At 71.4% G+C, this 11,146-nt stretch carries 13 protein-coding genes; 8 read left to right on the forward strand and 5 right to left on the reverse strand.

Annotated features, from left to right (window positions below):
• Window positions 1-116: 116 nt before the first annotated feature.
• Entirely contained in the window at window positions 117-812 is a 696-nt protein-coding gene (locus tag AB0O40_RS36235; protein WP_365050245.1) for a transglycosylase SLT domain-containing protein, read from the reverse strand.
• A gap of 560 nt (window positions 813-1,372) precedes the next feature.
• Between AB0O40_RS36235 and AB0O40_RS36240 the strand changes: the two genes are divergently transcribed.
• From AB0O40_RS36240 to AB0O40_RS36250, 3 genes are all read left to right on the forward strand, one after another.
• A complete protein-coding gene (locus tag AB0O40_RS36240; RefSeq protein ID WP_365050247.1) occupies window positions 1,373-2,518 on the forward strand; it encodes a GAF domain-containing sensor histidine kinase in 1,146 nt (381 codons plus the stop codon).
• Entirely contained in the window at window positions 2,511-3,176 is a 666-nt protein-coding gene (locus AB0O40_RS36245; protein WP_365050249.1) for a response regulator transcription factor, read from the forward strand. Before AB0O40_RS36240 ends, AB0O40_RS36245 begins: the two co-directional genes overlap by 8 nt.
• A 167-nt stretch (window positions 3,177-3,343) precedes the next feature.
• A complete protein-coding gene (locus tag AB0O40_RS36250; protein WP_365050251.1) occupies window positions 3,344-3,589 on the forward strand; it encodes a chaplin in 246 nt (81 codons plus the stop codon).
• Window positions 3,590-3,798: 209 nt separating this feature from the next.
• Here the strand turns inward: AB0O40_RS36250 and AB0O40_RS36255 are convergent, their stop codons facing one another.
• The gene (locus tag AB0O40_RS36255; RefSeq protein WP_365050253.1) at window positions 3,799-4,584 is read right to left on the reverse strand and encodes a hypothetical protein; all 786 of its coding nucleotides are present in this window, start codon (window positions 4,582-4,584) and stop codon (window positions 3,799-3,801) included.
• 137 nt (window positions 4,585-4,721) lie between these two features.
• On the opposite strand from AB0O40_RS36255, the gene AB0O40_RS36260 reads away from it, so the two are divergent.
• The 4 genes from AB0O40_RS36260 to AB0O40_RS36275 all read left to right on the forward strand — a co-directional run bounded on the left by AB0O40_RS36260 (window position 4,722) and on the right by AB0O40_RS36275 (window position 7,981).
• A complete protein-coding gene (locus AB0O40_RS36260; protein ID WP_365050255.1) occupies window positions 4,722-5,522 on the forward strand; it encodes an ABC transporter ATP-binding protein in 801 nt (266 codons plus the stop codon).
• A gap of 67 nt (window positions 5,523-5,589) precedes the next feature.
• Window positions 5,590-6,018: an NfeD family protein gene (locus AB0O40_RS36265; protein WP_365050257.1), complete on the forward strand. Its 429-nt coding sequence runs from the start codon at window positions 5,590-5,592 to the stop codon at window positions 6,016-6,018.
• Window positions 6,019-6,125: 107 nt separating this feature from the next.
• Complete coding sequence (locus tag AB0O40_RS36270) at window positions 6,126-7,073, forward strand: SPFH domain-containing protein (RefSeq protein ID WP_365050259.1); 948 nt, start codon at window positions 6,126-6,128, stop codon at window positions 7,071-7,073.
• 131 nt (window positions 7,074-7,204) lie between these two features.
• Window positions 7,205-7,981: a sulfite exporter TauE/SafE family protein gene (locus AB0O40_RS36275; RefSeq protein WP_365050261.1), complete on the forward strand. Its 777-nt coding sequence runs from the start codon at window positions 7,205-7,207 to the stop codon at window positions 7,979-7,981.
• Between the two features lie 68 nt (window positions 7,982-8,049).
• Here the strand turns inward: AB0O40_RS36275 and AB0O40_RS36280 are convergent, their stop codons facing one another.
• The 3 genes from AB0O40_RS36280 to AB0O40_RS36290 all read right to left on the reverse strand — a co-directional run bounded on the left by AB0O40_RS36280 (window position 8,050) and on the right by AB0O40_RS36290 (window position 10,077).
• A complete protein-coding gene (locus AB0O40_RS36280) occupies window positions 8,050-8,553 on the reverse strand; it encodes an HNH endonuclease (protein ID WP_365050263.1) in 504 nt (167 codons plus the stop codon).
• Window positions 8,554-8,701: 148 nt separating this feature from the next.
• A complete protein-coding gene (locus AB0O40_RS36285; RefSeq protein ID WP_365050265.1) occupies window positions 8,702-9,238 on the reverse strand; it encodes a YbhB/YbcL family Raf kinase inhibitor-like protein in 537 nt (178 codons plus the stop codon).
• A gap of 56 nt (window positions 9,239-9,294) precedes the next feature.
• Entirely contained in the window at window positions 9,295-10,077 is a 783-nt protein-coding gene (locus AB0O40_RS36290; RefSeq protein WP_365050267.1) for a sporulation protein, read from the reverse strand.
• Window positions 10,078-10,205: 128 nt separating this feature from the next.
• On the opposite strand from AB0O40_RS36290, the gene AB0O40_RS36295 reads away from it, so the two are divergent.
• Window positions 10,206-10,847: a DNA-3-methyladenine glycosylase gene (locus tag AB0O40_RS36295; protein ID WP_365050268.1), complete on the forward strand. Its 642-nt coding sequence runs from the start codon at window positions 10,206-10,208 to the stop codon at window positions 10,845-10,847.
• The last annotated feature ends 299 nt before the right edge of the window (window positions 10,848-11,146 follow it).

The following is an 11,146-nucleotide window of genomic DNA, read 5'->3' on the forward strand; positions in this document are numbered from 1 at the left end:
TTTGGCTCTTGGTTTGTGGTCTACAGGTGTTCCTTCAACGCTAACCCCCGCGGCGGCGGGCCCCCGGTCTGGCGCGCCCCCCCCCCGCGGCGCATGGGGGATCGGTGCGTGAGGGCCTAGTAGGCGCTGTTCACGTTGTCCATCGAGCCGTACCGGTCGGCCGCGTAGTTGCAGGCGGCGACGATGTTGGCGACGGGGTCGTACAGGTCGAACTTGGTGCCCTTGACGTGGTACGCGGCGAAGGTCGGCTGGATGACCTGGAGCAGGCCCTTCGACGGGATGCCGTTCTGGGCGTTGATGTCCCAGTTGTTGATCGCGCGCGGGTTGCCGCCGGACTCGCGGATGATGTTGCGGTGGATCCCGTTGTAGGTGCCGGGGATGCCCTCGCGCTTCATGATGTCCAGCGCCTCGCGGATCCAGCCGTCGAGGTTGTTCGCGTAGAGGGGCTTGCGGACGACGGACCGGCTGGCGGCCTTCTTCGCGTCCCGCTCCTTCTTCGCCTTCGCCTCGGCCTCGGCCTTCGCCTTGGCCTTCGCGTCGGCCTCCGCCTTGGCCTTCGTCGCGGCCTTGATGGCCTTGTCGACGACCGCGTGCTGGGCGGTGAGGCTGGCCTGGACGGCCTTGGCCTGGGTCGCGTCCACCGTCGTGCTCCAGGCGACCGGGGCGGCGACCGTGTTCTCGGCACCGTCGGCGTCGGCGGGGACCAGCGAGATGGCGAGGGCGGCGGCACCGAGGACGGCGACACCGGCGAAGGACATCTTGTGGGCCTTGGTCAGACGACGACTGTGGCCGGGAGCGTTGGACGCAGACATGCAGGCAACCTCTTCGAATAGCGGGGGCCGCAGGGAAAGCGCCGCAGGTCCGTGGGACCCGCAGCTCCGAGCGACGGCAGCCATTCTTAGCGGCGGCAAAATCCTGTGGCAAAGGTGTGACGTACGATCCCGCTTAGTGGATCACGGCACCCCGGCCGTCCCGGATTTACGCCCCTCGCACTGCTCAGAGCAGCACTGATGGCGCCTTTATCTCTCCACTAGGTCACTTCGTAAGTGATATGCGTCCTATGCGCGGGCTCACATCAGGCACGTTACAGTCTCACCATCCGTTGCCCGCGCAATGCGGAATGTAATCGCCATCCTCCTGGAGTAGCAGAAGTACATTCACGAACTCGTCCCAGAGGTAGAGATTCCGTACCGCCGCGGTACCGGCGGCCGTCCCCCCGGCTCCCTCCCCATGGCCGGCGCGTCTCCCTCCCCTATAGAAGGGAGAGACCACGTCCCCTATAAGAGGGGGCCTGAGCCCTAGGTCGCAGGCCCTGCGACCGCTGGGTCCGCAGGCCGATCCGCGAAGATCCGCCCGCGGGTACGGTGAGCCCATGAGCCACGGACCCCGTACCGGCCTCGCGGCCGTCAGCACCGCGCTGCTCGCGATGAGCCGCCACCTGGAGGTCCGCGACGTCCTCAAGACCATCGTGGTCTCGGCCCGGGAACTGCTCGACGCCGAATACGCCGCCCTCGGCGTCCCCGACGACCACGGCGGCTTCGCCCAGTTCGTCGTCGACGGCGTCAGCGAGGAGCAGTGGCGCGCCATCGGCCCGCTGCCCCGCCAGCACGGCATCCTCGCCGCGATGCTCCACGAGGCCACCCCCCAGCGGCTGGCCGACGTCCGCACCGACCCCCGCTTCGAGGGCTGGCCCGCCGCCCACCCCGACATGACCGAGTTCCTGGGCCTGCCCATCCGCGACGGCGACGACATCCTCGGCGCCCTCTTCCTCGCCAACAAACGCGGCCCCCGCCCGCCCGCCGGCAACGCCTTCACCGAGGACGACGAGGAACTGCTCGGCATCCTCGCCCAGCACGCCGCCATCGCCCTGACCAACGCCCGCCTCTACGAGCGCAGCCGCGAGCTGACCATCGCCGAGGAGCGCTCCCGCCTCGCCCACGAGCTGCACGACGCGGTCAGCCAGAAGCTCTTCTCGCTGCGCCTGACCGCCCAGGCCGCCGCCGCGCTGGTCGACCGCGACCCGGCCCGCGCCAAGGGCGAACTCCACCAGGTCGCCGCCCTCGCCGCCGAGGCCACCGAGGAACTACGTGCCGCCGTGATCGAGCTGCGCCCCGCCGCCCTCGACGAGGACGGACTGGTCGCCACCCTGCGCACCCAGATCCAGGTGCTCGACCGCGCCCACTCCGCCCACGTCACCTTCAGCTGCGACGGGGTCCGCGCCCTGCCCGCCGCACAGGAGGAGGCCCTGCTCCGGGTCTCCCAGGAAGCCCTGCACAACGCCCTGCGGCACGCCGACGCGGCCCGCGTCGAGGTCACCCTCCGCCGCCGCGGCCCCGGGGCGCTGCTGCGCATCACCGACGACGGCCGGGGCTTCGACCCCCTGGCGGTCCGCCGCGGCGGCCGGCACCTCGGCCTGGTCTCCATGCGGGACCGGGCCGCCGGCGTCGGCGGCACCCTCACCGTGCACTCGGCGCCCGGCACGGGCACCACGATCGACATGGAGGTCCCCGGTGGCTGAAGCGCCGCCCCGTCCCCGCATCCGCGTCCTGCTCGTGGACGACCACCAGGTCGTCCGCCGGGGTCTGCGCACCTTCCTCGAGGTCCAGGACGACATCGAGGTGGTCGGCGAGGCCGCCGACGGCGAGGAGGGCGTCGCCCGCGCCGAGGAGCTGGCACCCGACGTCGTCCTCATGGACATCAAGATGCCCGGCACCGACGGGGTCGAGGCCCTGCGCCGGCTCCGCGCCCTCGGCAACCCGGCCCGGGTCCTGATCGTCACCAGCTTCACCGAGCAGCGCACCGTCGTCCCGGCCCTGCGCGCCGGCGCCGCGGGATACGTCTACAAGGACATCGACCCCGAGGCGCTGGCCGGCGCGATCCGCTCGGTCCACGCCGGTCACGTCCTGCTCCAGCCCGAGGTGGCCGGCGTCCTGCTCGCCCAGGAGGAGCAGGCCCCCGGCGGCGGCCGGGGCGGGAGCAGCCTCACCGAGCGGGAGCGCGAGGTGCTGGGCCTGATCGCCGACGGCCGCTCCAACCGCGAGATCGCCCGGGCCCTGGTGCTCTCCGAGAAGACGGTCAAGACGCACGTCTCGAACATCCTGATGAAGCTGGACCTCGCCGACCGCACCCAGGCCGCCCTGTGGGCGGTACGACACGGGCTGACCGATTCCTCCTGACCGATTCCTGGCGGCGGCCGACCGCGATGAGCAGGTAACGCTCCAAGCTGAGATTCATACCGTCGGGTGGATGTCGCCCGGATGGCGCATCCCGACCGGCCGGTGACCGTTCTCCATGGCGTGCCGCGGCGGCCGTGCCGCGGCGAAGCCCAGTGAGGACACCAGAAGTGAAGAACATCAAGAAGGCCACTGCCGTCACCATGATCGCGGGCGGCCTCGTCGCCGCCGCCGCGGGCGTCTCCGCCGCCCACGGCGGCGCCCAGGCCGACGGCCAGGCCCTGAACTCCCCGGGTGTCGCCTCCGGCAACCTGGTCGAGGTCCCCCTGCACGTGCCCGTGAACGCCGTCGGCAACACCGCCACCGTGATCGGCCTCCTGAACGGCGCCTTCGGCAACTCGGGCCTCAACAACTGACCCTCCCGCCGCCGGGAGACCCCCCACGCCGCCGGCCCCGTACCCCCAGCGAGGTACGGGGCCGACGCGCACCCACGAAGGACAGGCCGGACGGCCTCAGCCCCGCCGCCGCTCCTGCTCCTCCACGTACGCGTTGGCCCCTTCCTTCTGCGACCCTCGCACCGCTTCGCGGGCTTCGGGCCGCTGCGCCGGGCTCCGCCCGTCGGGCCTCAGCCCCGCCGCCGCTCCTGCTCCTCCACGTACGCGTTGTAGGCCGCCACCTGCGCGCGCCGGGCCACCCGCTCCACGGGCCGCAGCGCCTCCGTCCGGGCCGCCATCTCCGAGGCCGTCACCGCGGCCCCGTGCCCGCCCGTGGCCAGCTCCATCATCAGACCGATCCGCCGGGCCAGCTCCAGCACCCGCACCGCCCGCCCCGGATACCCCGGCGCCAGCACCTCCCCGGTCGCCTCCGAGCGCGCCCGGTACGCGTCCAGCGCCGCCGCCGCGGCCGGCCCGGAGGCCGCCACGTCCAGCCGGGTCAGCACCACCGTCGCCTCCCGCAGCGCCTCCGCCAGCTCCCGCTCGGCCTCGCCCAGCGACGGCACGTCCGCCGGCGGCGCCTGGCGCACCGGCAGGCAGTGCCAGACCACCTCCACGTGCACATCACCCGCCGGCCCGGCCTCCGACACCTCCGGCACCAGACCCACCGCCGCCCCCACCGCGACCACGGCCTCCTCCGCGGCCAGCGCCCGCGCATTGAACTCCGGCGGACCGCTCAGCCCCAGCGGATGCCCCGGCGCCGGCAGCGCCAGCCGCAGCCCGGTCACCCCCAGCGCCCGCAGCCGCCCCAGCCCGAGCGTGAGGCCCACCGCACCGGACTCGCCCGGCAGCCCCTCCACCCGGTGCACCGCGTCCTCCCCGACGATCGCCACTACGGCGTCGTCCGGAGACGCGAACCCGCCCAACAAAGCGTTCCCCCAGGCGGCCAGCCGCCCTGAACGTGGTTCCGAAAGCATGCGCCCACCCTACGGACCCGGCCGGCGACAGGCCCGAGTCCCCGGACCTCCCCCCGAGTGGCGTAGGTTTTCCCCGGGGGCCCCGCCGAGCGGCGGCGGCTGGGACAAACAAGACTGCAATGGGAGACAACGCGCTCATGAGCGATGTGCTGGAGCTGGAGGACGTATCCGTGGTCCGGGAGGGCCGGGCTCTGGTGGACCAGGTCTCCTGGTCGGTCAAGGAGGGCGAGCGCTGGGTGATCCTCGGCCCCAACGGCGCCGGCAAGACCACCCTCCTCAACCTCGCCTCGAGCTACCTGTACCCCACCAAGGGCACCGCCACCATCCTCGGCAGCACCCTCGGCAAGCCCGGCTCCGACGTCTTCGAGCTGCGCCCCCGCATCGGCGTCGCCGGCATCGCCATGGCCGACAAGATGCCCAAGCGCCAGACCGTCCTGCACACCGTCCTCACCGCCGCCTACGGCATGACGGCCAGCTGGCAGGAGGACTACGAGGAGATCGACGAGCAGCGCGCCCGCGCCTTCCTCGACCGCCTCGGCATGTCCGACTACCTCGACCGGAAGTTCGGCACCCTCTCCGAGGGCGAGCGCAAGCGCACCCTGATCGCCCGCGCCCTGATGACCGACCCCGAGCTGCTGCTCCTCGACGAGCCCGCCGCCGGCCTCGACCTCGGCGGCCGCGAGGACCTGGTCCGCCGCCTCGGCCGGCTCGCCCGCGACCCGCTGGCGCCCTCCATGGTGATGGTCACCCACCACGTCGAGGAGATCGCCCCCGGCTTCACCCACGTCCTCATGGTCCGCCAGGGCAAGGTCGTCGCCGCCGGCCCCATCGACCTCGAGCTCACCTCCCGCAACCTCTCCCTCTGCTTCGGCCTCCCGCTGGTCGTCGAGCGCACCGAGGGCGACCGCTGGACCGCCCAGGGCCTGCCGCTGCGCTGACCCGCGGCGCCTCCCGGGCGAGCACGTCCCCTGTCCCGACCGCGCCCCGCCGACCTACCATGACCACGTGGACATAGACGCGTGGGTGTGGTGGCTCATCGGCGCGGTCGGACTGGGCATCCCGCTCGTCCTCACCGCGATGCCCGAGTTCGGCATGCTGGCCGTCGGCGCGGTCGCCGCGGCCGTCTGCGCCGCCCTCGGCATGGGCGCGGTCGGCCAGGTCCTCGTCTTCGTCGCCGTCTCGGTCGCCCTGATCGCCGTGGTCCGGCCCATCGCCAACCGGCACCGCCGGCAGAGCCCCCAATTCGCCAGCGGGATCGACGCGTTGCGCGGCCGGACCGCCGTGGTGCTCGAGCGCGTGGACGCCGGCGGCGGACGCATCAAACTCGCCGGCGAGGTCTGGTCCGCCCGGACCCTGGACTCCGACATCAGTTTCGAACCCGGCCAGCAGGTCGACGTCGTCGAGATCGACGGCGCGACCGCGGTCGTCATGTGACGTCATGTGACCGAACCTTGTGCCCGCGGACCCCCCGTCTGCGAGACTCCCCTCCTACGGGGCAGCACAGGGGCCGGACAGGCAGCTAGAAGGGGTACGGGAGCCGTATGCAACCGATCATCATCGTCCTGATCATTCTGGTGGTGCTGGTCTTCATCGCGCTGGTCAAGACGATCCAGGTCATCCCGCAGGCCAGCGCGGCCATCGTCGAGCGCTTCGGCCGCTACACCCGCACCCTGAACGCGGGTCTGAACATCGTCGTCCCGTTCATCGACTCGATCCGCAACCGCATCGACCTCCGTGAACAGGTCGTCCCCTTCCCGCCCCAGCCGGTCATCACCCAGGACAACCTGGTGGTCAACATCGACACGGTCATCTACTACCAGGTGACCGACGCCCGGGCCGCCACCTACGAAGTGGCCAGCTACATCCAGGCCATCGAGCAGCTGACCGTCACCACCCTCCGCAACATCATCGGCGGCATGGACCTGGAGCGGACCCTGACCTCCCGCGAGGAGATCAACGCGGCCCTGCGCGGCGTCCTCGACGAGGCCACCGGCAAGTGGGGCATCCGCGTCAACCGCGTCGAGCTCAAGGCCATCGAACCGCCCACCTCCATCCAGGACTCGATGGAGAAGCAGATGCGCGCCGACCGCGACAAGCGCGCCGCCATCCTCCAGGCCGAAGGTGTCCGGCAGTCCGAGATCCTGCGCGCCGAGGGCGAGAAGCAGTCCTCCATCCTCCGCGCCGAGGGTGACGCCAAGGCCGCCGCACTGCGCGCCGAGGGCGAGGCCCAGGCCGTCCGCACGGTCTTCGAGGCCATCCACGCCGGCGACCCGGACCAGAAGCTCCTCTCGTACCAGTACCTCCAGATGCTCCCCAAGATCGCCGAGGGCGACGCCAACAAGCTCTGGATCGTGCCCAGCGAGATCGGCGACGCCCTCAAGGGACTCAGCGGCGCCATGGGCAACTTCGGCCCGGCCGGCGGCTCCGGCTTCAACCCCCAGAAGGACGGCGGCGCTTCGGACCGCCGCGAGCAGCCCCCGCTCGACTGACCGCCGGCCGCCCGCACCTGACCGACCGTCGGCAGCCCCGTACCACCCGAGACCGGGCCGTCCCCTTCGTGCATGATCAGTACGGCCCCCCGACCTTCATGGCGGGGAGGCGACACACTGACGTGAAGGGGATGGCCTTGTCCATCTGGGAATCACTCGCGGTCCTCGCCGCCGGCATCGCCGCCGGCACCATCAACACCATCGTCGGCTCCGGCACCCTCATCACCTTCCCGGTGCTGCTGGCCACCGGTCTGCCGCCGGTCACCGCCAACGTCTCCAACACCCTGGGCCTGGTGCCCGGTTCGATCAGCGGCGCCATCGGCTACCGCAAGGAACTCGTCGGCCAGCGGGCCCGCATCCTCCGCCTCGGCGGGGTCTCCCTCGTCGGCGGCCTGGCCGGCGCGAGCGCCCTGCTCCTGCTGCCCTCCGACTCCTTCGACACGATCGTGCCCGTCCTCATCGGGCTCGCCCTCGTCCTCGTCGTCGTCCAGCCGAAGCTCGCCCGCACCCTGCGCGCCCGCCAGGAGGCCGCCGGTACCGATCCCGGACACCCGGACGGCGGCCCCGCGCTGCTCGCCGGGATGACCCTGGCCAGCGCGTACGGCGGCTACTTCGGCGCCGCCCAGGGCGTCCTCTACCTCGGCCTGATGGGCACCCTGCTGCACGACGACCTCCAGCGCGTCAACGCCGTCAAGAACGTCATCGCCGCCCTGGTCAACGGCATCGCGGCGGTCTTCTTCCTGTTCGTCGCCGACTTCGACTGGACCGCCGTCCTGCTCATCGCCCTCGGCTCCACCCTCGGCGGCCAGATCGGCGCCAAGGTCGGCCGCCGGCTGCCGCCCGCCGCCCTGCGGGCCGTGATCGTCACCGTCGGCCTGGCCGCCATCGCCCAGCTCCTGCTGCGCTGACCCGCGCGAAAGGCCCGCCCCGCAGAGCGGGACGGGCCTTTTCGGTACGCCGATCAGCGGACGGGCGGCTACGCGGACTGGGCCAGCCAGTCCGGCAGCGCCGCCCGGGGCCCCGGCGCCAGCGAGAACAGCATCGCGTCCGTCGGCGTCGGCACGAACGGCTTCCGCAGCAACGGCATCCCCGCCTCCTCCGGCGTCCGGGCCGCCTTGCGGTGGTTGTCCGCCGCGCAGGAGGCCACGGTGTTCAGCCAGGTGTCCCCGCCGCCCTGCGCCTTGGGCACCACGTGGTCGACCGTGGTCGCCCGCTGCCCGCAGTACGCGCACCGGTGCTGGTCCCGCACCAGCACCCCCCGCCGTGACCACGGAGCATGTCTTCGGAACGGCACCCGTACGTACCGGCAGAGCCTGATCACCCGGGGCACCGGCAACTCCACCGCGGCCGCGCGCACCAGCAGCTCCGGATGCGACTGCTCGACGACGGCCTTGTCCTGCAGCACCAGAACCACCGCGCGGTTCAGCGTCACCGTAGACAGCGGCTCGAAGCTCGCATTCAGCACCAGCGTGTCCCGCATCTCGCCCACCTCCCGTGTGCAGGCCCGCACCCCTCGGCGCCCAAGGCCTCGAACCACTCTGGCCGGGTGTGCCACGCGGGACAACGCAATAAAAATGCCCGGTCCTGGCCACCTTTAGACCAGGACCGGGCAAACGACCGGCGAACGATCAACCCTGAGCGGGCGCCTCGTACTCGGCGACGAGCTGTGCGCGCCCCAGCGCGTGGAAGCGCAGGTGGAATCCGACCACCGCGGGAGAGGCGTCCGCGTCCGGCCCCAGCTTCGCCTGGTCCACCGCGTAGACGGTGAACACGTAGCGGTGCCGCTCGCCGGCCGGCGGCGCGGCACCCCCGAAGTCCCGCGACCCGTAGTCGTTGCGCACCTGCACCGCGCCCGCGGGCAGCCCCTTGAAGTCGCCGCTGCCCGCCCCGGCCGGCAGCTCGGTGACCGAGGCCGGCAGGTCGAAGAGCACCCAGTGCCAGAACCCGGAGCCGGTGGGCGCGTCCGGGTCGAAACAGGTCACCGCGTAGCTCTGCGTGCCCTCGGGGGCACCCTCCCACCGCAGCTGCGGCGACAGGTTCCCGCCCGAGAGCACCTGGGCCGGCCCCAGCTCCGCCCCCGGCTCCAGGTCCTCGCTCACCACCTCGAAGGCGGCGACCTCAGGGTGGAAGTGGTGGGGCAGCGGCGGCCTGCTGAACTCGCTCAAGGTGAACCTCCGGATCGCGCGGTGTGCCTTATGGGCAGGGCCTTACGGGCAGGAGCCTAGAACCAGTTCCGCTTCGAACCGACCGAAGCGATCCACTCGTTCAGGTAGGCCGCCCAGTCGGTGTTCTGGTAGTCGTGCAGGCCCACGGTGAAGGAGCGGAAGGTGTCGCTGCCCTCGGTGAAGAGCCCCGCCTTCTTGTCCATCTCCAGCACCACGTCCATCTGCCGGTCGTCCGCGACGAAGCTCAGCTCGACCTGGTTCAGACCGTGGTACTGCGACGGCGGCAGGAACTCGATCTCCTGGTAGAACGGCAGCCGCTGACGCGTGCCGCGGATGTGACCGCGCTCCATGTCCGCACTGCGGAAGCGGAAGCCCAGCTGCCCGAAGGCGTCGAGGATCGCCTGCTGCGCCGGCAGCGGGTGCACGTTGATCGGGTCCAGGTCACCGGCGTCCACGGCGCGCGCGATCTCCAGCTCCGTGGTCACACCGATGTTCATGCCGTGCAGCTGGTGCCCGGCGAAGTGGGTGATCGGCGTCTCCCACGGGATCTCCAGACCGAACGGCACCGCGTGCACCGCGCCGGCCTGCACCTCGAAGGCCCCGCCCAGCCGCAGCTTCGCGAACTCGACGTCCTGCTTGTACTCGCCGTCGTTGGTCTCGACCTCGACACGGGCCTGCAGCCCCACCGACAGCCCCTCGATCGCCTGCGCGACCGAGCCGCCCTGGATGCGCACCTCGCCCTGGACCACACCACCCGGGACGACGTTCACCTCCGACAGGACGGTCTCCACCGACGCGCCACCGGCACCCATGGCCGCGAGCAGCTTCTTGAACCCCATGTCTCTGTCTCCCCTTGTTACTGGAACGCTGGAACGCCGGCCGTCCGAACGACGTAGCACTGACCTCTACAAACGCGGAACCCTAGAGCCCGGTTCCACCCCATGGGGAGTCCACTACGCTCGGACGGATGAGCGCGCGCCCCGACCGTACGCCTTTGCCCCGGTCCTTCTACGACCGGCCGGTCCTCTCCGTGGCCCCGGACCTGCTGGGCCGGACGCTGGTCCGCCGCACGGAGGACGGCCCCCTCGCCCTGCGCATCACGGAGGTCGAGGCCTACGACGGGGAGAGCGACCCGGGCTCCCACGCCTTCCGCGGCCGCACCGCCCGGAACGCCTCCATGTTCGGCCCGCCCGGACACGCGTACGTCTACTTCATCTACGGCATGTGGTTCAGCCTCAACCTGGTGTGCGGCCCCGAGGGCTACGCCAGCGGAGTGCTGCTCCGCGCCGGCGAGATCACCGAGGGCGCCGACCTGGCCCGCAAACGTCGACTTTCAGCCCGAAACGACAAGGAACTGGCCAAGGGCCCGGCCCGCCTCGCCACCGCCCTGGACATCACCCGGGCCCTGGACGGCACCGACCTGTGCGCCGGCCCCGACTCCCCGCTGTCCCTCCATACGGGCGACCCCGTACCGCCCGACCTGGTCCGCAGCGGTCCGCGCACCGGAGTCGGCGGCGACGGGGCCCACCATCCATGGCGGTTCTGGCGCGCCGACGACCCGACCGTCAGCCCCTACCGGGCCCATGCGCCACGCCGCCGCTCGACTTGACTCGACCTGGCCGGCCGCCTAACGTAGCCCGAGCCGCTTGAAACGGACACTGCTTTTGGAACGGACCTCATCGAGGCCGGGACGGGCAGTCCGGAGCGGCCAACCACTACCTACGATTCACCCCGGCGGGGTTCTATTCGGCATGTCCGAATTCCCTTCCACCGGCTCAATTATGAGCCGCAGGGGAAATCCGCTAACGTAGTGAACGCCGGAAGGGAAAAGCCGCGAAAGCGACTGGAACCGGAAAGCACCGAGGAAATCGGGTCCGGAAAGATCTGATAGAGTCGGAAACGCAAGAA

The sequence above is a fragment of the Streptomyces sp. NPDC089919 genome (genome assembly GCF_040684615.1).
Taxonomy (GTDB): Bacteria; Actinomycetota; Actinomycetes; order Streptomycetales; family Streptomycetaceae; genus Streptomyces.